Below are 25783 nucleotides of genomic sequence, written 5' to 3'. Positions count from 1 at the left end.
AACTTTAACTAAAGATTATGGAACATGATCATAAAATATCTGGAATCTATTATTGTCCGATGCATTGTGAAGGAGAGAAAACATATGATCAACCTGGTAATTGCCCTGTCTGTGGAATGGATTTGGTGGAACAGCCTGTATTAAGCACAGCGACTAAATATACGTGTCCTATGCATCCTGAAATAGTTCGCGATGAACCAGGAAGCTGTCCAATATGTGGAATGGATTTAGTTCCAATGACGGTGAATGAGGAAGAGGAGGATAAAACATACGTTAAGTTACTGCATAAATTTAAAATAGCAGCCATTTTTACGATTCCTATTTTCTTGATTGCCATGTCGGAAATGTTGCCTGATAATCCATTGTTTAAGCTAATGGATTTGAAGTATTGGAATTGGGTTCAGTTCGTGTTATCGATTCCTGTGGTATTCTATGCTACCTGGATGTTTTTTGAGAGAGGGTGGAGGTCTATTGTGACATGGAAGTTAAACATGTTTACTCTTATTGCTATAGGAGCAGGTGCTGCCTGGTTGTTCAGTGTATTTGCAATCTTGTTTCCTGATATCTTTCCAGATCAATTTAAGACACACATGGGCACAGTTTATGTTTATTTTGAAGCTGCTGTTGTTATTCTTACGTTGGTTTTATTAGGTCAGCTTTTAGAGGCGCGAGCTCACGGTAAGACCAACAGTGCTATTAAAGAATTATTAAAACTTGCGCCTAATAAAGCTACAAAACTTATTGATGGAAAAGAACATGAGGTTGGTATTGACAGCATTCAAAAGGGAGATTTATTAAGAGTAAAGCCAGGAGAAAAGATACCTGTAGATGGAAGTATTAAAGAGGGGGAATCAACTATTGATGAGTCTATGATATCTGGTGAGCCTATTCCCGTTGATAAAAAAACAGGTGATAATGTAAGTTCAGGTACCATTAATGGTAATAGATCTTTTGTGATGATAGCTGAGAAGGTTGGTTCAGAAACTTTGCTATCGCAGATTATTGAAATGGTTAATTCTGCAAGCCGATCTAAAGCTCCTATTCAGAAATTGGCAGATAAGATATCAGGTTTTTTTGTTCCCATTGTAGTATTAATTGCACTGGTTACTTTTATTGTATGGGCTATTTATGGCCCTGAGCCTGCTTATGTATATGCTTTTGTTAATGCAATAGCGGTACTTATTATTGCATGTCCTTGTGCATTGGGACTTGCTACACCGATGTCGGTTATGGTGGGTGTTGGAAAAGGAGCACGTTCTGGAGTTCTTATTAAGAATGCAGAATCATTGGAAAAGATGAATGCTATTGATGTATTAGTAATTGATAAAACCGGTACTGTTACTGAAGGGAAGCCATCTGTAGAGAAAATTGTTAGTGTTGAGTCTCGTTTTACTGAAGAGGAAGTTATTCGGCGGGTAATTTCATTAAATAGTAGTAGTGAGCATCCGTTGGCAAAAGCGACTTTGTTGTATGGAAATGAGAGGAATGTAACTGTGATGCCTGTATCTGATTTTGAAGCAGTTGTTGGAAAAGGAGTGATTGGTACACTTGAAGGAGAAAACCTTGCCTTAGGTAATAAGAAATTAATGGAGCAGGTAAATGCTGAGATCAGTGTTGAGTTACATGACCGGGTAAAAGCTGAGCAAGAACAAGGTAAAACAGTGTCTTATTTGGCAGTTGATAAAACTGCTGTTGGATTTGTAGTTATTTCGGATAAAATAAAGGAGTCGAGTGAGAAAGCCATTCGCAGATTACAAGAAGAAGGATTGGAAGTTATCATGTTAACAGGGGATAATGAAGATACTGCCCGGGCTGTAAGTGAAACCATAGGTCTTAATGGATATAAAGCTCAAATGCTGCCTGAAGATAAGATGAATGAAGTAAAGCGATTACAACATGAGGGTAAAAAAGTAGCAATGGCCGGTGATGGGATAAACGATGCTCCTGCTTTATCGCAGGCAGATATTGGAATTGCTATGGGTAGCGGAACTGATGTTGCTATTGAAAGTTCAGGAATAACATTGGTAAAAGGCGACTTGAATGGGATTGCCAAAGCAAGGATGCTGAGTCATCAAGTAATGCGTAATATAAAAGAGAACTTGTTTTTTGCTTTGGGATATAACGTTTTAGGAATACCTATTGCAGCAGGGTTATTATATCCGTTTTTTGGCATTTTGCTATCTCCAATGATAGCGGCTTTGGCTATGAGCTTCAGTTCCATTTCTGTTATTCTTAATTCATTGAGATTAAGAAAAGTGAAGTTGGATTAAGAGAAATTTATAATACCCAATTATATTGTTTCTGCAGATTAATCTGGAAAATGATTATTTGAAATATTACAATTAATACAAATAATACTGTTCGTAATAATTTCTTAAATGAGTAACTTTACCATTCTTAATTAATCAAAGTATCAATTAGCTCGGATGAGGTATTTAGAAGAAAATATAAATTTTGTAATACAGTAGATGGAAATACTTATTATTCTGATCTTAATATTATTAAATGGTTTTTTCGCTCTATCAGAAATTGCATTAGTATCCGTAAAGAAAAGTCGTTTGGAGCACCTGGCTTCACAAGGAAATAAAAGAGCAGAAACGGTATTACATCTTCTTAAGAGTCCCGAGAATTTTCTTTCATCTGTTCAGGTAGGGATTACATTGATTGGTATTGTAGCTGGTGCTTATGGAGGGGCAACTTTAACCGTCAATATGGAAGCTTACCTATCTCAATTCTCTTTTTTTGGTGATTATGTTCATACGATCTCCCTAATTATCGTGATTGGGGGTATTACCTATGTCTCTATTGTTATTGGAGAGCTGGTGCCGAAAACATTGGCAATGAATAATGCTGAATCTATTGCGCTTTTTGCTATTCCAATTATTAAATACTTTACTCTGATTGCTTATCCTTTTGTTAAGCTTTTATCTTTTTCAACAAGTATAATTGTTGGCCTTTTTGGCATTAAACAGCATGGAGCTGATAGGATCAGTGAAGATGAATTGCGTTTTTTACTAAAGACTGCCGGTAAACAAGGTGTGTTGGAGAGAGAGGAAACTCAGGTTCATCAGAACCTTTTTATGTTTACAGACCAAACTGCAAAATCAATGTTGACTCACCGTTCAGATTTAGAATGGATAAATACTGAAAATAGTATAGATGAGATATTTGATTATATAAAGGAGAGTACTCACTCTAAATTTATTGCTGCAGACGGCTCTATTGACAATATAAGGGGGATCATTCATATTAAAGACTTTTTAGGTAATTTCAATAAGAAAGATTTTAATATCGTAGACATTATCCGTAAACCTGTGATTATTTCACAGAATACTTCGTCTTTTAAGATTTTGAATACTTTTAAATCTCAAAAACAATACATGGCCATTGTAGTTGACGAGTATGGCGGAATTGTTGGGGTTATTACTCTGTATGACCTTTTTGAGGCCATTATAGGTGATTTGCCAGAAGAGGATGAAGATAATAATATTATAAAAAGAGAAGATGGCAGTTATTTGGTTGATGGTAAAACTACAATTATAGAGATTAATCAATATTTCGGTCGGGATATTATAGAGAAGGATCATTCTAGATATACAACTATTTCAGGCTTTGTACTGGATAAAATAAGACATATTCCTCTGACTGGAGAGAAGTTACATGTTGATGATCTTTTAATTGAGATTGTTGATATGGATGGTTTGCGTATAGATAAATTATTGCTTTTTGATAATCAGATTGATATTGAATAACAATCAATAAATTAAAATGAACGAAGATTTTTATCGCCATATACTCGAAAAACAGGTTAATGTTCAAGCTGTACCTTCCAATCAAGTAATTGCTGATTGGGTATACAATCTTTTGAATTTGGTATTCCCGGAACGCTCAGTGAGTCATCAATTTTCATTAAATGATATTAAAGAGTCTTTCTCTAATTTAGAGAAAGAGCTGGTGCAATTATTAAATGCAACTAAGGCTTGCAGTGATTGTAATAATGAACTGGTTGCTGAAACCTTTTTTAAAGAGTTTCCAGCTCTTTATGATAAAATGAATACCGATATTTCGGCTATTTTAAATGGAGACCCGGCTGCTAAAAGCGAGTTCGAAATAATTAGGACTTATCCGGGGTTTTTGGCTATTTCTTTTTATAGAATAGCGCATGCATTATTGAAACTTGATGTACCTTTGATTCCGCGTATTTTAACAGAATTAGCTCATTCTAAAACTGGTATTGATATTCATCCAGGAGCAGTAATTGGTGAATACCTTTATATTGATCATGGAACGGGTATTGTAATTGGTGAAACCACGATTATTGGTAAGCATGTTAAAATATATCAGGGTGTTACATTGGGCGGTTTAAGTGTAGAAAAGTTGTTTGCGAATACAAAAAGACATCCAACCATAGAAGACCATGTTGTTTTGTATGCCGGAGCTACTATTTTAGGAGGTGATACAGTTGTTGGGCATAGTTGTATTATTGGTGGAAATGTATGGTTAACCAAGAGTGTTCCGCCAAATTCTACTGTATATCATCAGTCCACTGTTAAAGTGATTGATACTAAAGACAGAATTCAATGAAGAATATTATAGATTGTATTGGAAATACTCCATTAGTAGAAATTCAGCATTTGAATCCATATTCTAATGTAAATATTTATGCTAAGCTTGAAGGTAATAACCCTGGTGGAAGTGTTAAGGATAGGGCTGCATTAAATATGATCCAAAGTGCTATGGAGCGTGGTGATATTAAAAAAGGGACCAGGCTGATAGAAGCTACAAGTGGAAATACTGGTATTGCATTAGCAATGATTGCGGGCATTTATGATCTGCAAATAGAACTGGTAATGCCTGCCAACTCTACAAGAGAGAGAACATTAACTATGGAGGCATTTGGTGCCCAGGTAACATTATTGGAAACTATAGAGGAATGTCGTGATTACGCTGAACAAAAAGGTTCAGGTGCTGACTATTTCCTGGTAGATCAGTTTTCCAATAAGGATAACTACAAAGCTCATTATAAAGGTACAGGTCCGGAGATATGGCGCGATACAGATCAGAAGATTACACATTTTGTAAGCTCTATGGGAACTACCGGAAGTATTATGGGCTGTTCAATGTTTTTGAAAGAACAGAATCCAAGTATTCAAATTGTAGGATGCCAACCTACAGAGGAGTCATCAATTCCGGGGATTAGAAGATGGCCTGAAGAGTATTTACCTAAAATATATGATCCAAAGCGAGTTGATAGAATTATTGATGTTTCTCAAAATCAGGCTACTGATATGGCGCGTCAGCTTGCCCGGAGAGAGGGTATTTTTGTGGGTATGAGCAGTGGTGGTGCATTTGCTGCTGCATTGAAATTAGCAAGTGAAGTAAAAGAGGCAAATATTGTTTTTATTGCTTGTGACCGAGGCGATCGTTATTTAAGCAGCGATCTATTTGGGTAGTACAATAGTTGGAATTGATTATAGGATATAAATAGTTTTTTAACGTATAAATGTTTGTGTTTTAAATAATCAAAAGATGAAAAGTGTAAATAATTGCAAACAAAAATTTACATTTGCTTTAAATTAGGGTAATATTATGATCAAGGTACTCGACTTTGAGGCGTTGTAAATAAATTAAATTTAAGTATGCGTAAGAAATTATCTGATAGGGTTGAGTCATTTAAAGATGCTATAGCGATCAAAGAGAGAGGTTTATATCCTTATTTTCGTTCAATAGAGTCGGCTCAGGATACTGAGGTCATTATTGATGGTAAAAAGGTGTTAATGTTTGGATCAAACTCGTATTTAGGTTTGACTAACCATCCAAAAATCAAGGAAGCTTCTAAGGCTGCTATTGATGTTTATGGAACAGGATGTGCCGGATCACGCTTTTTAAATGGTACGTTGGATATTCACCTTGAACTGGAAGAGCGTTTGGCAAGGTATGTTGACAAAGAGGCTGCTGTACTCTTTAGTACAGGCTTTCAGGTTAATCTGGGTGTAATATCATGTTTATTGGATCGTAATGATTATCTTATTTTAGATGAGTCCAATCATGCTTCCATTATTGATGGAAGTCGTTTATCTTTTGCTCGTACTATTAAGTATGGTCATAATGATATGGACGACTTGAGAAAGAAATTAAGTCGACTACCTGAATCTGCTGCTAAACTCCTTGTAGTAGATGGTATCTTTAGTATGGAAGGTGATTTGGTTAAATTACCGGAAATTGTTGAGATAGCTGAAGAATTTGGTGTTAATATTATGGTTGACGATGCTCATAGCTTGGGTGTTATTGGTAATAAAGGTTCTGGAACAGCCTCTCATTTTAACCTAAATGATGATGTGGATCTTATTATGGGTACCTTCAGTAAATCACTTGCGTCTTTAGGCGGGTTTGTTGCTGGTACGAAGGAAACCATTGAATTTATAAAACATAGAGCGAGATCGTTAATGTTTAGTGCAAGTATGCCTCCTTCTTCTGTTGCGAGCGTGATTGCTGCTTTAGATATTATCGAATCTGAGCCCGAGCGTATTGAAACTCTTTGGAAAAACACACACCATGCTACTAAATTATTATTAGAGGCTGGCTTCGATATTGGACATTCAGAAAGTCCGATTATTCCTATCTACATTCGTGATAATGATAAAACATTTAAGGTTACCAATATTTTACATAACAATGGAATATTTGTAAACCCAGTGGTATCTCCGGCTGTAGCTTCAACTGATTCTTTGATACGGTTTTCATTAATGGCTACTCATACATTTAAACAAATTGAAGAAGCTGTTGAAAAGATTTCCGCTGCATATAAGATTGTACAAGAAGAGACAGTTAATATCACTTTATGAAAAAAGTTATAGCAGTAAAGGGATCAAAAGGACTTAAAGCGTTTATTGATTTCCCCCATACGCTATTTAAGAATGACCCGAATTACGTTCCTGAGTTATTTATAGCTCAACGTGATATGCTTACGCCAGGAAAACACCCCTTTCATGAACATTCAAAAGTTCAGTTGTTTTTAGCGTATGAGGATCAGGAAGTAATAGGTAGAATTGCTGCTATTCGGAATAATAACCACAATGAGCTTCATCATTCAACTGATGGATTCTTTGGTTTTTTTGAATGTATTAATGATCAGGAGACTGCGGATCTGTTAATACAGACTGCAGGAAAATGGTTAAAAGACCAAGGTTTAAATACTATTATTGGTCCGGTGAATTTTTCAACAAATGAAACCTGTGCTCTTTTGATAGAAGGCTTTGAGGGCTCTCCAATGGTAATGATGCCTTATAACCCTCCTTATTATTTACAGCTATTGGAAAACCAGGGCTTTAGTAAGCGCATGGATCTTAGAGCCTATTATTATGAGGCAGGAGCATACGATGACCGTTCTGTAAAACTACTTGATATTATTCAGGAACGTTTAAAAAGAAATTCAATTGTTGTTCGAAAGATTAATATGAAGAATTTTGTGGAAGAGGTAAGGGATGTTAAAGAAGTATATAATAAGGCATGGGACAGTAATTTGGGCTTTGTGCCAATGACTGATAAAGAGTTTGACCACATGGCGAAGGATTTGAAGTTGATCCTCGATCCTGATTTTTGTTTAGTTGCTGAGCAGAATGGCAAATTGATTGGTTTTGCTTTAGCTATTCCTGATATTAATCCTATTCTTAAAACGATAAAAAAAGGCCGTTTACTTCCTTTTGGAATTTTCAAATTATTGGGGATGAAAAAGAAGATCAAAGGGATACGTATTATGACTTTAGGAGTGGTTGATGGCTATCGGAAGATGGGAATTGAGGCCTGTTTATATGGCTTAATTATAAAAGCTTTTCAAGAGAAAAATTACACCTATGCGGAGGCCTCCTGGACCTTAGAGCATAATGATTTAGTAAACAAAGCAATTGAGCGTATCAATGGTATTCCATATCGTAAATATAGGATACTGGAGAAATCGATATGAGAAAGAAAATCCTCATTACAGGTGCAAGCGGTTTTGTAGGGTATCATTTAATTGCAGAAGCTCTACAGAATGGACTAGAAGTATATGCAGCTATTAGACCGAATAGTAAGATTGAACATCTCAGTCATTTTAATATTAATTATATTCATCTGAATTATACGTCTGTTGAAGATCTGAAAAAAGAGATTGAAGGCAAGAAATATAATTATATTATTCATGCTGCAGGGATTACTAAAGCTAAGACCTTAGCTGATTATAATCAGATCAATGCTGAATTTAGTAGAAACCTAGCTCTTGCCGCTAGTCAGGTAAGCGTACCTATAGAGAAGTTTGTGCTGGTAAGTAGTTTGGCAGCTTTAGGGCCAATTCAAGATTTATCGACTCTGATTCAAGATAATTCTATACCTAATCCTGTTACCAGTTATGGCTGGAGTAAATTATTAGCAGAACAATACTTGCTGGAAATACCAAACCTGCCATTAGTAATTATTCGACCAACAGCTGTATATGGTCCGCGGGAACACGATCTGTATGTAATTTTCAAGGCGATTAATCAAGGGCTGGATCCCTATATTGGTAAGTTTAGCCAGCAACTTAGTTTTATATATGTAAAAGACTTAGCTAAGGCTCTTGTGAAGGTGCTGAGCATAGCTTCAACTAATAATATGTATAATATTACGGATGGTGTTGTTTATAACCGCTATGCACTGGCAGATGCTGCTAAATCGATTTTAGGTAAAAAGGCATTCCGGGTTCATTTACCGATTTTTATGGTGACTGGATTGGCTATCTTGATGGATAGATGGTATTCGAATAGAAAGGATACTCCGGTCTTAAATAAAGAAAAGATGAATGAGCTTACAGCGGTTAATTGGGCTTGTGATATTAGCAAGATTCAAAGAGATTTAAATTTTGTGCCACAATACAGTTTAAAGGAAGGTGTTTCTGAAACGTTAAATTGGTATAAAGAAAGTAAATGGCTTTAAGTAATTAATCGTGCTTTTGCTTCTTTAAGCCGATGTTTACGATAAAGAATAAAGCTGATCATAATTAGAATACCCGCGACACCTTCGAGGGCTACAACTAAAACAGTTCCAAAAAGATGAGCGAAATAGCCCATCATCAATGCTCCAATTGGTAAAACTCCTTGAAAAGCCATAATATAATAACTCATCGTTCTCCCTCGCATCTTATCATCTGTATGTGTTTGTAAATAAGTATTGATAGAAGAGTTTTGCGCCATTAACCCCAATGCGCCTGTGGCAGCGAAGAGTAGCCCTATAATTAAAGAAGGAGACATAGCTAAGCCGAGTACAGATATTGATAAAATAAAGCTTGAGCGTATAATTATTCTTGTAAAATTGCGATGTGATTTGAGGGTTGCCATATAAATAGCACCTATTAAAGCACCAAGACCTCCACAACTCTCAAACCAACTAAAAGTTGTGGCATCACCATTAAAGATATCTTTAGCAAATACAGGCAGAAAGGTGGTGTAAGGAATAACCAATAGACTGGATGATGCCATTAATAAAATTAATGAAGATATGTTTGGCGATGCTTTTAGGTATCGGAACCCTTCTTTTAGGTCGAACCAGATATTTTCTGTTGATTTTTCATTTACAGTTATTTTTATCTTCATTAATAAGAGACAAACTAATACTGCTATGTAGCTTAGGAAATTAATTAAGAAGCAGATGTTCTCTCCAAAAGAACTTAGAATGACTCCAGCGATAGCAGGGCCTATTAAACGTGCTCCGTTAAATACGGATGAATTAAGGGCAATGGCATTGGGTATATCTTCTTTTCTGTCTACCAGGTTTACTACTAAGGATTGACGTGCAGTGACATCCAAAGATGTAACTAAACCCTGTACTAAACTTAGTATTCCGATCCATAAAATATCATAATAATTTAACCATACCATTAAAGCTAATGTGCCTGCCTGGAGCATTAGGATGATTTGAGTAAACCAAAAGATTCGGAATTTATTGTACCGGTCTACCAAGCTCCCAGCAAATGGAGCTAATATCAGAGAAGGAAAAAGGCTGGCGAAGGAAATCAGTCCTAAAATAAAGGGTGATCCTGTGAGACGATATACCAGCCAGCTAATGGCTACCCGCTGCATCCAGGTTCCTATAAGAGAAATGGATTGTCCTGTGAAAAACAATCTGTAATTATAGTATTTAAGAGAACGGAATAGCAACATACACGTTAGAAGGAGCTGTTATTTTAATTTAAATCTAAGCAATAAACGGCATAAAATGGTAATTTCGTATTTATGAAGAGTGTACATATTGTAGGAGCAGGTCCGGCAGGTTTAATGGCAGCACACCAATTTGCTTTAAAAGGATACTCTGTTTTTATATATGATCATAAATCTGTACCTGCCCGCAAATTTTTGGTTGCTGGTCAGGGTGGTTTTAATCTCACTCATTCAGAGGAGTTAGAACTGTTGCTTAGTCGTTATGATTCACCAGAGATTCAACTGATTGTTCGGGACTTTACTAATCAGGATACTATTCGCTGGCTGCAGTCTATTGGTATTGAAACGTATGTAGGATCTTCTGGAAAGATTTTCCCCGTAAAGGGAATTAAACCCATTGAAGTATTGCAAAGATGGTTGGCTGTGTTACAAGAATTGAATGTTAAGTTTTTCTTCAATCATAGTTTAGTAGATTTCGACTCTGAGAAGTTGGTTTTTATAACTGGTGGTAGTAATAAAGAAGTGTTGTATAAGCGATCCGTTTTTGCATTTGGAGGTAAGTCCTGGTCGAAGACTGGTTCTGATGGAAGTTGGGTTTCTCTTTTTTTTAACAAGGGAATACAGGTTAAACCTTTAGAACCTTCTAATTCAGGCTTAGAAATGGCTGAACCTTGGCAGAACCTGGCTGGTATGGCATTAAAGAATGTTCGGTTGTTTAATGAATATGGCGAGAAATATGGGGAGTTCATTATTGCCAATTATGGTATAGAAGGTTCTGCCGTATACTTTATGAATCGTTTCGTAAGAGAAAAGTATTTTCCCCAATACCTATATGTTGATTTGAAACCTAATCTTGATTCAGAAAAAATTATAGAGCTACTGTCTTCTGGAAAGATTTCCGAAGTACTGAAGAAAAAGCTTCGATTGGAGCCTGTCAAATTGGCAATGTTAAAAGGCTTAAATAAAGCAACCTATATAGACCCCGTTCAATTAGCTGATAAAATCAAGAAGTTTCCAATCCAATTAATAGGTTTTAGACCTATTGATGAAGTAATCTCAACATATGGTGGTGTTGAATGGGGAGAACTAGACCCTCAGTTGTTTTTAAAGAAATATCCCAATATCCAATGTTGTGGAGAGATGCTAAATTGGGATGCTCCAACTGGAGGGTATTTATTACAAGCTTGTTTTTCGTCCGGATATTATACTGCTAAAATCAGTTAAGCATTGTTGTTCTGCTTCCATTCTTTATAGGATTTTTCTAGTGCACCTAAAAATGTTTCACTAGACTGTGCTCCTGATACAGTATATTTATCATTGAAGACAAAATGAGGAACACCTCTTACACCGATAGTGCGAGCGTCATAAATATCCTTAGAAACATGATCGGAGAATTTTTCACTTTCAATTACTTCTTTTGCTTCTGCATTATTTAAACCTATTGTCTCGCATATTTCTAAAAGAATAGCTATATTGGTAAAATCTTTTCCTGAGAAATAGGCTTTGAAAAACTCTTCCTCTGCAATCTCACCGAGTCCTTTTGTTTTCGCTAGCTGAATTAATCGATGCATAGTCAAAGTATTTGCTGCATTGATCTGCTCCATCTTCATTTCTATACCCTCACTATCGGCCATTTGAATTACATGTTGGAACATTGCTTTAACTTCTGTTTGAGATAGCCCTTTTTGTCGAGCCATGTAATCAGGTAACTTCATTGCTCCTTCTTCTGGAAGGGTAGGGTCAAGTTGGAAACTTTTCCATTCAATTTCAATTTCTTTATTATGTTCGAAGTTTGCTAGTCCTTTCTCAAAACGTTTCTTACCGATGTAACAAAATGGACAGGCTACATCAGACCATATTTCTACTTTCATATTCTTCTGTTTTAATATAGAAGACAAATATCGGGTTTTGAATCGTCATTTCACATTTACTCAAAATACTATCAGGCACATTAATTGTATAGCTCATGATGGTGCATGATAGTATGCTACTTTTTGTTATTTATTTTGCGCAAGAAAATATAATCTCTTAAGAGGAGTTATATCTAGTATCCATTAAACAAATTTTTAAATAGAATAAGATGAACAAGAAATTTTTATCAGTAATAGGAGCTTTGATTATTTTAGGAGCTTTTACTACTTCCCAAGCTTCCGTAATATCCATAGAGAAACTCTCAGCGTTACCTCTTGCAAATGATGGTATGAATAAAGTTGAGACTAGAGAAAATATAATTGAGACTGCAATAGTAGCTGACGAGGTTATCACTATTAAAATTGTACCTGGCGAAATGAGATTTGATAAAACAAAATTCTCTGTAAAAGCTGGTACTACTGTAAAGGTTGTAGTTGAGAATCCTGATTTTATGCAGCATAATCTACTTATTCTTAAACCAGGCTCATTAGATAAAGTTGGTAATGCTGCAGATGCTTTAGCAGGGATGGCGAATGGTGCGGAATTGCAATACGTGCCAAAAATCCCTGAAGTGTTATATTCTACACCTTTGCTCAATCAGGGTGATAAGTTTGAGCTGACAGTTAAGGTGCCTAATGTGGCTGGAGAATATCCTTTCGTATGTACTTTTCCCGGTCATTGGAGAATGATGAGTGGTATAATGACCGTTACTAAATAATAAACTCTCATGTAGCAGAGATTGTTACATATTTAACCTTTAATCTAATTTTAATCCCCATTGCTTGCTTTATTGAGTAAGCAATGGGGATTTTCTTTTGATTAAGCAGATCAGATTTTTTCGCTGAATTATGGATTTGGATGCTGCATCAGGATAGAGCAGGTTGCCGCTATCTGGGGTGCTGGGTATATTTACTTTAATAACCATAGTGATTTTATAACCTTTAAAACCAAAACTTATGATGCGATTTTATCTTTTCTTTAGCCAAAGGCTGCTCATGCTTTGTTGCAGCCTCTTATTTAGTCTTACTGTTTTTGCTCAGCAGCCCGTGCAGGTTTCCGGGGTTGTTAGGGACGAAGTTGGCCCGATTGGCGGGGTCTCCGTTCTTGTTAAGGGCACACAGCAAGGATCTGTAACTAGTGCAACAGGAGCCTATACAATATCGGTTGCACCAGGTTCTGTGCTTGTTTTCCGAAGTATCGGATATAACGAGCAGGAACGAACTGTTGGAGGTGCCGGAACAATTAATGTAACCCTTGTAAGCGGATCAGAAGGCTTAGAAGAGGTTGTTATTGTTGGTTACGGTACTCAACAGAGTAAAGATGTAACTGGATCAGTATCTACCGTTTCTATGGGAAATGTTAGGGATCAGGCATTAGCTTCTCCCGATCAGGCCCTTGCTGGACAGGTAGCAGGTGTGAATGTAAGTACATCTAACGGTATTCCAGGTGGTGGACCTCAAATACAGGTTCGTGGTATTGGTGCAGTAGGTGCTACTAGTGAGCCTCTATATGTTATAGATGGTTTTCCAGTTCCAAGTTCTTCCAGTCAACGATCTAATCCTATGAGTGAAATCAATCCTCAGGATATTGAATCCATGACTATTTTAAAAGATGCCTCTGCTACAGCTATTTATGGATCAAGAGGTGCGAATGGGGTAGTTATTATTAATACCAAGAAAGGAAGAAGTGGTAAAGCTACTATAGCTGTAACGGCAAGTACCGGTTTACAGGAAGTTCCTCAAAAAGGAAGACCTGATTTAATGAACGGTCAGGAGTTTGCTCAATGGAGACAAGAAGCTTTAATGGACAAAATACGATACGAAGAAGGAAGAGAACCATCATTGGATGAAATTCCTGAGATCTATCGTAATCCATCATTGATTGGTGAAGGTACAAACTGGTTTGATGAAGTAACTCGCGTGGCACCGATGTCTGATGTTAATTTAAGTGTTAGTGGTGGTAGCGACAATATTAAGGCCTATATATCCGCAGGGTATTTCAACCAACAAGGTGTTATGCTTAATACAGGGTTTGAACGTTTTTCATTAAGAAGTAATGTTGATGCGAACCTAACAGATAAGTTTAGAGTGGGAGTTAGCCTATCACCTTCTCTTACTTATACAAATGGTAATATTAGAGGACAAGGTAGAGATGAGTTTTTTGATATTGCCAATCCTATCTCGCCAGTTTATAATGCCGATGGTACATATAATGCATTTCTTGATGAAGCGCCAGGAGCATTTGGACTGCCGAATCCTGTTATGTTCTTAGAAGAATCTGTTAATAAAGGCAGTAATGCAAGAGTTCTATTCAATGCTTATGGAGAATATGATCTGTTAACGAACTTAAAGTTTAAATCAACCTTTAACGTTGATTATGGTAGTGGTGAGTCAAGATCTTTTAGACCTTCAACTTTAGGTTCTACAAACACTCCACCACCTTCCATTCCAAGTGGTAACTATAGTGGCAGATCATCAATGAATTGGTTAAATGAGAATACCTTGAATTATGATTTAACATCAGGTAATCACTCATTTGATGCATTAGTAGGATTCACAGTTCAATCTAATAAGTTTAGATCTCACACATTTAATGGTAATGAGTTCGCAAACGATGATATTGAAGCTCTAAATGCAGCAGCTAGAATCACTATACCTAATAATGGAGTTAATATTAGTGACTGGGGACTTGTTTCCTATCTTGCCAGAGTAAATTATAGTTACATGGACAAATACCTTGTAACAGCTACTGTGAGAAGTGATGGTTCATCTCGTTTTGGAGCAGATAATCGCTGGGGAACATTCCCTTCATTAGCTTTGGGTTGGAGATTGTCTGATGAGAATTTCTTGAAAGATGTAGAATGGATGAATGAATTCAAACTGAGAGCATCTTATGGTTTCTCTGGTAACTTCAATATCGGAAACTATTCTTATATGAGTAATATTGGTACAAGTGACTATGTGTTTAACGGAGGGTTAGCAAGTGGCCGATATAAAACTAATTTAGGGAATTCGTTTCTAGGATGGGAAAAAATGCGTGAATTGAACTTGGGTTATGATTTGACTATTTTAAATAATAGACTAACAATGACAGCAGATTTCTATATCAGAAATACGCAGGATCTATTATTGGAATCTGAAATTCCACAATCTTCTGGTTTTGCAACAGCTATGGAAAATCGTGGAGATATTCGTAATCAAGGTTTAGAATTGGGAATTAATTCACGTAATATTAATGGTGAAAACTTTAGATGGTCAACAAACTTTAATATTTCTTTTAATAAGAATAAAGTAGTTGCCTTAGGTAGAAGTACAGATCCATTGTATTCTGGTAGCAGTAGCGAGGGCAATCCAACCAACGTTAGTGTGATTGGCCAGCCATTGGGTATGCTTATTGGCTATAGAGTTGAAGGTATCTATCAAAATCAAGCTGATTTAGATAAATATCCGAAATTCCCAGGAGCAATTCCAGGAAACATGCGCTTTAAAGATGTTAATGGAGATGGTGAAATTACCCCGTTCGCAGATTTTGAAGTAATCGGAAATCCTTATCCTGACTTTACTTGGGGACTTACTAACTCACTTAATTATAAAAATTTAGATCTTCGTGTATTAGTAGTAGGTGCAATGGGTGCTGAAATGCTTCGTGCAACTAGCTATTATACTTGGAATATTGACGGTGTATTTAATGTAACGAAAGATGTTGCTGACAGATGGAAATCTGAAACAATTCCTGGTAATGGAATTGTTCCAACAACATCTGGTGATGGTAGAGGTCGTGTAATGTTCAGAGATTCTCATTCTCATATGATCCATAAAACAGATTATGCCTGGGTGAAGAATATTACCTTGGGTTATACCTTTAAGAATGGAATCGGAACTAATTTCTTAAAAACGGCACGTATATATGGTTCTGTTCAAAATGTAGTTGCGATAACCAATTATCCTGGAAATCCGGAAGGAACGAATTACAATAGAGGTAGTCAAAGTGCACTTGTACCAGGACTTGATTATTCGAACTATCCAGTACCACGTATATTCACATTGGGAACAAACTTTACATTTTAAATAATTAAACCGAAAAAGAGATGAAAATAAAAATATATGCGATAGCACTCCTTCTTCTTAGTATGACATCCTGTAATAAATTATTAGATGTGGATCCTCATACTTTTTCAAGAGGAGAAGACTATTATAAGACAGAAGACCAGATACGTTTAGCGGTAAACGGAGTTTATGCTACAACACAGGCAACTTATACAGGAAATTTTCCTGCTATGACTGAAATGCGATCAGATAATACGAATTATCAGTACGATGAAGGGAATCGTGGAGCTCAACAAAGAGAAGAGCTCGATGAGTTTTTGATTTCTCCGACCAATAATCAAGTTCAAGATGTATGGAGCAGACTTTATGCCACTATACAACAAGCAAATATTGTTTTGGGGAAAATTGACGCTGTTGAATTTACTGATGAAACCTTGAAAAATCAATACAAAGGTGAAATGCAGTTCTTACGCGCCATGCAATACTTCCATTTGGTACGTTTATTTGGAGAAGTACCATTAATTCTGGAAGAAATATCAGGTCCAGAAACTGCCTTTGGTGGAGAGAAGGCAAGTGTTCAAGCCGTTTATGACCAAATTATTTTAGATGCGAAAGCTGCTGCTGATAATTTGCCACCTAGCTATACTGGAGCAAATCTTGGAAGAGCTTCGAAAGCTGCAGCATTGACTCTGTTAGGAGAGGTTTATATAACTCTTAAACAATATGATCTAGCCATTCCTGCATTGCAACAAGTTACTACCATGGGTTATGGTTTATTGGATAATTATGCAGATAACTTTGATCCTACTAAAAAGAATAACAAAGAATCTATTTATGCTATTCAATTTAACTATGGTTTAGAGTCAGAAGCTGCTAACTGGATATTCTCATTTGGCCCTCGTGATGGTAGACAAATTCTTACAGGATTTGGTGGGCAATTAGGTGCTTGGAATATTCCTACACCGAGCATGGTGAATGCTTATGAGCCAGGAGATATTCGTAAAGATGCATCAATACAAATGTTTACGAATGCTGCGAATGAAAAGTATCAGGAAGCAGATTATTTTGGAGGTAGTACAATTCCATTTATTAAGAAATACTACCATCCTCCATATCCACGGAATTCAAGATCTGATGAGAATATGCCAGTTTACCGTTACTCATATGTGCTTTTGATGTTATCTGAAGCAATGGCAGCATCGGGTACAGGTGATCCTTACGGACCTCTTAATGAAGTTCGTCTGCGTGCTGATTTAGATCCTCTATCTGGATTGACAGCACCTGATTTGAAAGATGCAGTTCTTCATGAACAAAGAGTAGAGTTGGCATTTGAAAATCATCGTTGGTTCCAATTACTAAGAAGCGGTAAGGCTATAGAAATAATGACTGCACATGGTGAGGAACAAAGAGCATTATTACCCCGTTTAAGTGATGCAACCTATAATATTCAGCCTTGGAAATTATTATATCCTATTCCTGAAAGAGAAACAAGGCTCAATAATATAGAGCAGAATCCAGAGTGGAAATAGTATATTATAAAAATAAGAACGGTAATGATTATATTGTTACCGTTCTTTTGCCGAACAAATAAAAAAAATTAATTAACTTAAAACTTATGAAAAACCACCTAAAAAAGATTCCTATTCTGATTTTGGCATTCCTCGCTCTAGTAATTGTTTCGTGGGATAGTCTGCAGCCAGGGGATCCAAAAACAGAAAAAATTGTTGTACCTGAAGGTTTTGTCATTGAACATCTTTATAGTCCTTCAGAGAATGATCAGGGATCTTGGGTTGCAATGACCTTTGATGATAAGGGAAGAATGATTACTGCCGATCAATATGGTTTCTTATACCGTCTGGAAATTCCAGCGATCGGTTCAGGTACTGTGAAGCCTAAAGTTGAGAAACTTACCATGGGTACAGATACAACCAAAGTAGCAATGGGCTATGCACAAGGATTATTATACGCTTTTAATAGTCTTTATGTAATGGTGAATAATACGCCTAATAATGTAGCTAATGGAAATGGACCTGAAAATGGATTTTATAGATTACAGGATACTGATGGTGATGATAAATTTGATAAAATAACTCAATTACTTGCTTTGAGTGGTGAACCAGGAGAACATGGTCCGCATAGTATTAAATTATCACCGGATGGAAAATCATTGTATATTGTTGCTGGTAATCATACAGATCTTCCGAAAATAGATCATTATCGTTTACCTCATAACTGGCAAGAAGATAACTTGTTCCCTTTGATAAAAGATCCAAGAGGTCATGCTAATAATCGGATGGCGCCAGGTGGTTGGATAGCTAAAACTGATCCTGAAGGTAAAAGTTATGAATTAATTAGTGCGGGTTATAGAAATGCCTTTGATTTTGATTTCAATGCTGCTGGTGACATGTTTGTTTATGATGCTGATATGGAGTGGGATTTCGGAATGCCTTGGTACCGTCCTACACGTGTTAGTTTCTCACCAAGCGGAAGTGAATTCGGATGGCGTACCGGTAATAGTAAGTGGTCTCCTGCTTATCCGGATAACTTACCTGCTATCGTTAATATCGGTCAGGGCTCTCCAACTAACTTTATGTATGGAGGAAAAGCAAAATTTCCTGAGAAGTATAGAACAAGCATGTTCGCTTTTGATTGGAGTTTTGGTATTATGTATGCAATTCATACAAATCCAAAAGGAGCTGGGTATGAAGGTAATGCAGAAGAATTTATATCTGGGTCGCCATTGCCTCTAACAGATGGTAATATTGGCCCTGACGGTGCAATGTATTTCCTTACTGGTGGACGTAGATTAAGTTCTGATGTTTACCGTGTATATCATAAGGATTATAAAACCATTAGTACACCAGCCATTAATATAGTAGAAACTCCTGAAGCTAAAATTAGAAAGCAATTGGAGGTATTTCATGATGATTCTAAAGCGTACCCTAATGCGGTATCTGTATCATGGCCTTATTTGAAACATCCTGACAGATATGTTCGTTATGCTGCTCGTATAGCGATAGAACATCAACCTGTAGCTTCTTGGAGAAATTTAGCTTTAAATGAGACCAACCCTCGTGCTATAACTGAAGCAATGATTGCTATGGCTAGAGTGGGAGACTCTGCATCAAAGACACAGATTTTTAAGAAATTAACATCTGTTAATATTGCAAGTTTACCATCAGATCAGAAATTGGATTTGATAAGAGCTATCGAGTTAGCAATCTTAAGATTGGGCATGCCGGATAATCAAGAAAAAGCTGCGGTAATTAGCTATTTAAATCCTCTTTACCCAGCTGGTGAAAATGAGTTAGATAGAGAATTAGCGAAAGTATTAGTGTATTTAGATTCTCCAGAAGCAATTAAAAAAACTGTGACCTTACTTGCTACAGCAAAAGATGACGCTTCATATCAGCAGACAATTATGAGCTCGTCTGATTTAATTATGCGGAATCCTCAATATGGATTAGATATCGCCGGTATGTTAGCAAAAACTCCACCTGCACAACAGGTATATCTGGCAACTGTTCTGAGTGGTGCTAATGCTAAATCAGGATGGACTCCAGAAATGCGTGAAACTTATTTTAAATGGTTCCACAATGCATTTGGATATAAAGGTGGTAATAGCTATGTAGGATTCATTAATACTGCTAGAAATATGGCATTAGCAAATGTTCCTCAAGCAGACTCTGCTCGTTATAACGTAATGTCTGGAAGTGAACTTCTAACTGGTACTGGACGTGGTACTGCATTAGCTGCTACAGGTATAAGACCTCAAGGTCCACGTGGTAACTGGACTGTAGACACTGCGTTGCCAGTAGTAGAAGCCGATTCAGGTAATCGTGATTTTGCTAGAGGAAAAGCAATGTTCGCTGCAGTTAATTGTATCGCTTGTCACTCAGTTCAAGGTGAAGGAGGTTCTTCAGGACCTGATTTAACACAATTAGGAACCAGGTTCTCTGCTAAAGATATATTAACGGCTATTATTCTTCCAAGTCAGACGATCTCTGATCAATATGGTTCTACTGTCTTGACATTGAAAGATGGATCATCAGTTCTTGGTAGAGTTGTTAATGAAACTGCTACTTCTTATTCTATCTCACAAAATCCATATGCTCCACAAACTCTTAGAGAGATACCAAAAGCAAATGTTGCTGAGGTAAAAGTATCTGAGGTTTCAATTATGCCTCCAGGAACAATCAGTCCGTTAAATAAAGATGAATTGAAAGATTTGATCGCATATTTAAGATCTGGTGGAAATGAGAGCAGCGAATTATTTAAACCAAAGAATTAAAAATTAAATTATAAATGACATCAACAGATAAGCCATGGCTCGATAAAATCTCTAATCCAAATCAACTGGGTGGAATTGAAACTTCTATTCTTGATAATGGTTTGGGTAAGGGATCTAAAATTGCTTGGATTAATACAGGTAGTGGATTAAGATTTAAAGTTCTGATAGATCGAGCCATGGATATCTCTGATGCCTTTTTCAATGAAAATAGCTTAGCGTGGCATAGCGCTTTAGGGGTAGTGAACCCGCAGCCGTTTTCAAATAATGGTGTTGAATGGTTAAGGACTTTCGGGGGCGGTTTATTAGTGACATGTGGTTTAACTCATGTTGGTGGTCCGGAAAGTGATGATTTTGGAGACAGAGGTCTCCATGATCAAATTAGTAATACTTCTGCTCAAATTGAATCGGTTATTCAACCCGATCCTGTGATGGGCAAATTCGATATGAGCATTACTGGCATAATACGACAAGGACACCCTTTAGGTCCGAATTTGGTAATGAGAAGGACAGTTTCTGCTGTTTTAGGAGAATCTGTAATAAAGATTAAAGATGAAATAACAAATAGAGGTAACACTCCGGCTCCACATATGCTATTGTATCATTTTAATTTTGGATGGCCTTTAGTAGATGAAGGAAGCGAAATTATATGGAGTGGAAAATGGACACCCAGAGAGTCTGGAAGTCAAAATCAAATATTTAAAGAAGGAAACAATTTCCGTACTTGCTTACCTCCAATTGATGCACATTTAGGAGGTGGCGAAGAAGCTGTGTTTATTGATGTTGATGCAGATAGTGAAGGCATGTGTAAGTCTGGAATCCGTAATAAGAAACTAGGTCTTGGTTTAACTCTTGAATTTAAGAAGGATCAATTGCCATGGTTAACAAATTGGCAGCACTGGGGAAAAGGAGAATATGTAATGGGATTGGAGCCCGGCACTAATCCTCCGGTAGGTCAAAAGAAAGCAAGAGAAACAGGGAAGCTTATATTTATAAATCCTGGAGAGACAAGAGAGTACGATCTGACAATAAGCGTACTAAATAATAAAGAAGCAACTAACAATTCTAATAAATAGAACAATTAAATTTAAATTATAAAATCAGAATATGAGTATTACGACTAAAGCTCTTGAGCAAGGAAAAGGTATACTGAGGTTAGCACCTACATGGGTTCCCCGCTCATTTTGTGTGCCTGGTAGAAGGATTAAGCTTCATCCAGACGATTATTATATACTAGGTGGAGAACGTGGAGGAATAGATGAGAGATGGTTTTCTTCTACTACACCAGCAGAGAATGGACCTTTAACGGGAGAGCATGAAGGACTGAGTTTTATAGTATTTAATGATGGGGATAAAGTAGAAAAAGTATTATTAAAGGATGCTATTGATGAGGTAAAAGGAGAAATTATTGGAAATAGATTATGGGATCAGTATCAATCCTGGCCTATGTATTCTAAGTTTTTTGATAATATGGGACCTCTTCCGCATCATATTCATCATAATGATGAGAAAGCTGCATTAGTCGGGCAGAAGGGTAAACCTGAAGCATATTATTTCCCTCCTCAACTTAATAACCATGGTGGAGATTTTCCATATACATTTATGGGTATTTCACCTGGTACTACCAGAGAGCAGATTAAAGAATGTTTAATGAACTTTACTAAAGGAGATAATAAGATCACAAGCTATTCACAAGCATATCAATTAGATCCGGGTACAGGTTGGGATGTTCCTCCAGGATTACTTCATGCACCTGGTAGTATGTGTACTTATGAGCCGCAAAAAGCATCTGATGTTTTTGCTATGTACCAGTCACTGGTAAATGAGGCTATTATTCCAGAAGAACTTTTGTGGAAAGGTACACCTCCTGAAAGCAAAGGCGATTATGAAGCTTTGCTTGATGTAATTGATTGGGATCTTAACCTTGATCCAAATATGATGGAAAATAGGTTTATGGCACCTAAGCCAGTAAAACCATTGGATGAAATGAAGAGTGAAGGTTACATTGAAAACTGGATATGTTATAAGTCTGATGCATTTAGTGCTAAGGAACTTACTGTATTGCCAGGTCAAACTGTAACAATTAAGGATAGTGCTGCATATGGATTGATTATGATGCAAGGTCATGGTAAAATGGGAGTTTGGGATATTGAAACTCCTGCCTTAATCCGTTATGGTCAATTAACAAATGATGAGTTTTTTGTTTCAGAAAAAGCTGCGTTAGAAGGAGTAAAAATTGTTAATCATTCAACAACAGACCCTATAGTTATGCTTAAGCACTTCGGTCCTGAAAACCCTGATTTAGTATTATAAAGATTTTTAACGACCAAATTATATATATTATGAATAAGAATAATTTTCCGAAGCTTCACAATGCTACGTGGCCAGGTATTGTTGGAAAAGGTGATGGCTCAGAACCTCTTATTTCGTTTGATACCATGTTGCAAAAGACAGCCGCTGCAGAAGTGGACGGAGTGAAATTTGACGGGATTGATCTGGGACTTTTTGATTACCATGTTAATATAGATGGATCGGATGACTACATTAAGAAATTTGTTGATAAGGTTGGGAATTTAGATTTAGAAATAGGAAGCTTAGTCGCTCCAATTTGGGCTCCTACCGGTGGTCCGGCAATGGGAAGCAAAGATGAGCGAAATAGATTTGTAGAAAGCGTTCGTAAGGCTTCAAAGTTCGGAAAGAAACTCCGTGATATGGGTATTCGTACAGCAAATGTAATTCGTATTGATTCTGCAAGTGATGTTGACAGCTGGTGTGAAAACCCTGTAGAGAATTCTAAATTAATTGTTCAAACTTTTCGCGAGGCTTGTGACGTGGCAGCCGATTTTGGTGAGAGACTTGCAGCAGAAGGTGAAATTTGTTGGGGAGGTATGCAAAGTTGGCGGATAATGCTTGAAACATTGGAAGCAGTTGATAAACCAAATATGGGTTTCCAAGCTGATATGGCGCATACGTTATTGTACTTGCAAGGATATAATAGTCCGGAAGATCGGGTTTTACCTAAGGATTTTCAGTGGGATGATAGAGCTGAACTAGATAAAGCACTTAAAATGCTCACAGATAAATTGCGCCCGTGGACAATTGATTTTCATGTTGCCCAAAATGATGGAACCGTCTTCGGGTCAGGCGCACATGATAAAACAGGACGTCATTGTTTAGCCAATGATCCAAATGGGAAACTTGATATTGCACATGATGCAGGTTTCTGGTTAAGAGATAATGATGGCAAACTTACGAAGGCAACACGACATATTTGTTGGGATGGATGCATGTTCCCTAACCAAGTAATGGAGCAACAACAGACCTGGAATAATATTTTAAGTAAGATGATTGAGGTCCGTGAAGCACACGGCTGGTACGAAGCATAATTATAATACATAAATTTTGTTATGAAGAAAAAAGAATTGAGAATAGGATTGATTGGTTGTGGTTTTATGGGTAGAACGCACTCTAATGCTTATAATAGAGTGAAGAACTTTTTCCCTGACTTAGAGTATCAACCTAAATTACAAGCAGTCTGTTCTAGAAATGAAGAGAAAGTTAAAAGTTTTGCTGATCAATGGGGATATGCATCGTATGAAACTGATTGGAAAACTCTGATTTCAAGAGATGATATAGATGCGGTAGATATTTGTACGCCTAATAATATGCATGCCGAGATTGCAATAGCTGCAGCTAAAGCCGGCAAAATGGTTCTTTGTGAAAAACCAATCGCTCGTAATTTAGAAGAAGCTCAGCTAATGGTGGATGAGATAGCTAAAGCAAATGTTAGAAATACTGTATGGTATAATTACCGTCGCCTTCCTGCTGTAACGCTTGCAAAAAAGATAGTAGACTCAGGAAAACTAGGTAAAATATTTCATTACCGATCTAATTTTTTACAAGATTGGACAATTAACGAAAATCTTCCACAAGGAGGAAGAGCTTTTTGGCGTATGGATGCTGAAGCGGCAGGCTCAGGTGTTACCGGCGATTTATTAGCACATTGTATTGATACGGCTATGTGGTTAAATGGAGGCATTATGGATGTTTCTGCGATGACTGAAACCTTTGTTAAGCAACGTGTTCATGAAGACACTGGCAAGTTACAAGATGTAAAAATAGATGATGCCTGTATTTTCCATTGTCATTTTGAAAATGGTTCTTTAGGATTATTTGAATCTTCACGTTATGCAAGAGGACACAAGGCATTGTTCACTCTTGAAATAAATGGTGAAAAAGGTTCTCTTAAATGGGATTTACATGATTTAAATAGGCTAGAGTATTTTGATAATTCAGATGAATCTATTATTAGAGGATGGCGTTCTATACATGTAACTGATGGAGATCAACCATATATGGATAAATGGTGGGTGCCTGGTTTATCAATAGGTTATGAGCATTCATTTGTTCATCAAGCAGCTGATTTTCTTAAAAGTTTGGAATCAAATGATGTTTGTGCTCCTACATTTAAAGATGCACTTGAAACACAGAAAGTTTGCGAATCAGTTATAGATTCAGCTGTTGATAAAGAATGGAAGAATACAAATGTAGAATGGACATAATATTAAATAATATATAATTCTAATCAACAACAATATATGGTTTTAACATTTTCATTGGTAGCCTTATTAAGCTTTAGTAATGCTACGGATCCTGTACCACAGAAAGGCACAGACAACGTTCAAACTGCAATAACCCAGGATGGTTTTGTAGATATTTTTGATAAGAAGACATTAAATGGTTGGACAGGGGATCCTGTTTATTGGCATGTAATTAATGGAGTTCTAACAGGAGAGACAAAAGAATCTCTTCCTGCTTTGAAAAGTAATACATTTTTAATCTGGGAAGGCAAACAGCCTGGAGATTTTGAATTAAAAGCTGAGTATAGAATTACTGAATCTGGAAATAGCGGAATCCAATACCGTAGTGAATATGTTGATGGAGTTCCATTTGCATTGAAGGGTTATCAAGCCGATATTGATGGTCGAAATAGATATTCAGGTCAAAATTATGAAGAGAGAAAGAGGACTACTTTGGCTTATCGTGGTCAGATAGTAGAAATACCTACTGAACCAGATACAGCAAAAGCAAAGGTAGCTAGAAACGCGTGGAGTCCAATGATTGTTAAAGATAGTTTAGGAACAGCTGCAAGTTTAAGAAGCGCAATTCATGATAATGATTGGAATGAAATTCGTATCGTTGCGAAAGGCAATAGACTTCAACACTATATCAATGGAGTTTTGATGAGCGATGTATTGGATAATGATACAGTAAATCGTAAAATGTCTGGTTATCTTGGAGTACAAATGCACGTAGGCCCTCCAATGAAAGTAGAATTCAGAAGCATTAAGATTAAGCAATAGATAATT

19 protein-coding genes are annotated in these 25783 nt (G+C 36.7%); 17 read left to right on the top strand and 2 right to left on the bottom strand.

Features of this window, described 5'->3' with window-relative positions; genetic code table 11:
- The first annotated feature begins 17 nt into the window (after positions 1–17).
- The 7 genes from C8N28_RS05080 (at position 18) to C8N28_RS05050 (ending at position 8949) form a co-directional block, all read left to right on the top strand.
- On the top strand, positions 18–2270 hold the full coding sequence (locus C8N28_RS05080; protein WP_246012753.1) for a copper-transporting P-type ATPase: 2253 nt from the start codon (positions 18–20) through the stop codon (positions 2268–2270).
- Positions 2271–2468: 198 nt separating this feature from the next.
- A complete protein-coding gene (locus C8N28_RS05075; RefSeq protein WP_132222137.1) occupies positions 2469–3752 on the top strand; it encodes a hemolysin family protein in 1284 nt (427 codons plus the stop codon).
- Between the two features lie 16 nt (positions 3753–3768).
- Positions 3769–4584 (top strand): serine O-acetyltransferase EpsC, encoded by an 816-nt coding sequence (gene epsC, locus C8N28_RS05070; protein WP_132222135.1) that lies wholly within the window; start codon positions 3769–3771, stop codon positions 4582–4584.
- Entirely contained in the window at positions 4581–5453 is an 873-nt protein-coding gene (gene cysM, locus C8N28_RS05065; RefSeq protein WP_132222133.1) for a cysteine synthase CysM, read from the top strand. Before epsC ends, cysM begins: the two co-directional genes overlap by 4 nt.
- A gap of 186 nt (positions 5454–5639) precedes the next feature.
- Entirely contained in the window at positions 5640–6845 is a 1206-nt protein-coding gene (spt, locus tag C8N28_RS05060) for a serine palmitoyltransferase (RefSeq protein WP_132222130.1), read from the top strand.
- The gene (locus tag C8N28_RS05055; RefSeq protein ID WP_132222128.1) at positions 6842–7963 is read left to right on the top strand and encodes a hypothetical protein; all 1122 of its coding nucleotides are present in this window, start codon (positions 6842–6844) and stop codon (positions 7961–7963) included. The genes spt and C8N28_RS05055 overlap by 4 nt, the downstream gene beginning before the upstream one ends.
- Positions 7960–8949, top strand: a complete 990-nt coding sequence (locus tag C8N28_RS05050; RefSeq protein ID WP_132222126.1) for an NAD-dependent epimerase/dehydratase family protein — start codon at positions 7960–7962, stop codon at positions 8947–8949. The genes C8N28_RS05055 and C8N28_RS05050 overlap by 4 nt, the downstream gene beginning before the upstream one ends.
- Here C8N28_RS05050 and C8N28_RS05045 read toward each other — a convergent pair.
- Complete coding sequence (locus tag C8N28_RS05045; RefSeq protein ID WP_132222124.1) at positions 8946–10172, bottom strand: MFS transporter; 1227 nt, start codon at positions 10170–10172, stop codon at positions 8946–8948. The genes C8N28_RS05050 and C8N28_RS05045 overlap by 4 nt on opposite strands.
- A gap of 72 nt (positions 10173–10244) precedes the next feature.
- Between C8N28_RS05045 and C8N28_RS05040 the strand changes: the two genes are divergently transcribed.
- Entirely contained in the window at positions 10245–11393 is a 1149-nt protein-coding gene (locus tag C8N28_RS05040) for a BaiN/RdsA family NAD(P)/FAD-dependent oxidoreductase (RefSeq protein ID WP_132222122.1), read from the top strand.
- Here the strand turns inward: C8N28_RS05040 and C8N28_RS05035 are convergent.
- Positions 11390–12040: a DsbA family oxidoreductase gene (locus C8N28_RS05035; protein WP_132222120.1), complete on the bottom strand. Its 651-nt coding sequence runs from the start codon at positions 12038–12040 to the stop codon at positions 11390–11392. The two genes, C8N28_RS05040 and C8N28_RS05035, sit on opposite strands and share 4 nt — an antisense overlap.
- Before the next feature lie 209 nt (positions 12041–12249).
- Between C8N28_RS05035 and C8N28_RS05030 the strand changes: the two genes are divergently transcribed.
- The 9 genes from C8N28_RS05030 (at position 12250) to C8N28_RS04990 (ending at position 25777) form a co-directional block, all read left to right on the top strand.
- On the top strand, positions 12250–12798 hold the full coding sequence (locus C8N28_RS05030) for a plastocyanin/azurin family copper-binding protein (RefSeq protein WP_132222118.1): 549 nt from the start codon (positions 12250–12252) through the stop codon (positions 12796–12798).
- A gap of 238 nt (positions 12799–13036) precedes the next feature.
- Entirely contained in the window at positions 13037–16147 is a 3111-nt protein-coding gene (locus C8N28_RS05025; RefSeq protein ID WP_132222116.1) for a SusC/RagA family TonB-linked outer membrane protein, read from the top strand.
- A gap of 20 nt (positions 16148–16167) precedes the next feature.
- Complete coding sequence (locus C8N28_RS05020) at positions 16168–17655, top strand: RagB/SusD family nutrient uptake outer membrane protein (protein ID WP_132222114.1); 1488 nt, start codon at positions 16168–16170, stop codon at positions 17653–17655.
- Between the two features lie 86 nt (positions 17656–17741).
- Positions 17742–20417 carry a c-type cytochrome gene (locus C8N28_RS05015; RefSeq protein ID WP_132222112.1) on the top strand — a complete coding sequence of 892 codons (2676 nt, stop codon included), beginning with the start codon at positions 17742–17744 and terminating at the stop codon, positions 20415–20417.
- 14 nt (positions 20418–20431) lie between these two features.
- Positions 20432–21490: an aldose 1-epimerase family protein gene (locus tag C8N28_RS05010; RefSeq protein WP_132222110.1), complete on the top strand. Its 1059-nt coding sequence runs from the start codon at positions 20432–20434 to the stop codon at positions 21488–21490.
- Positions 21491–21521: 31 nt separating this feature from the next.
- Positions 21522–22727 carry a cupin domain-containing protein gene (locus tag C8N28_RS05005; RefSeq protein ID WP_132222108.1) on the top strand — a complete coding sequence of 402 codons (1206 nt, stop codon included), beginning with the start codon at positions 21522–21524 and terminating at the stop codon, positions 22725–22727.
- A gap of 29 nt (positions 22728–22756) precedes the next feature.
- Positions 22757–23800, top strand: coding sequence for a sugar phosphate isomerase/epimerase family protein (locus C8N28_RS05000; protein WP_132222106.1), 1044 nt, complete (start codon positions 22757–22759; stop codon positions 23798–23800).
- A gap of 21 nt (positions 23801–23821) precedes the next feature.
- Complete coding sequence (locus C8N28_RS04995; protein WP_132222104.1) at positions 23822–24976, top strand: Gfo/Idh/MocA family protein; 1155 nt, start codon at positions 23822–23824, stop codon at positions 24974–24976.
- 36 nt (positions 24977–25012) lie between these two features.
- Positions 25013–25777 carry a 3-keto-disaccharide hydrolase gene (locus tag C8N28_RS04990; protein WP_132222102.1) on the top strand — a complete coding sequence of 255 codons (765 nt, stop codon included), beginning with the start codon at positions 25013–25015 and terminating at the stop codon, positions 25775–25777.
- Positions 25778–25783: the final 6 nt, after the last annotated feature.

Origin of the sequence: Albibacterium bauzanense, from assembly GCF_004339765.1 — a bacterium.
Taxonomy (GTDB): Bacteria; Bacteroidota; Bacteroidia; order Sphingobacteriales; family Sphingobacteriaceae; genus Albibacterium; species Albibacterium bauzanense.
The sequence above is the reverse complement of the archived record's forward strand: the minus strand, read 5'-3'. Positions and strand labels throughout refer to the sequence as shown.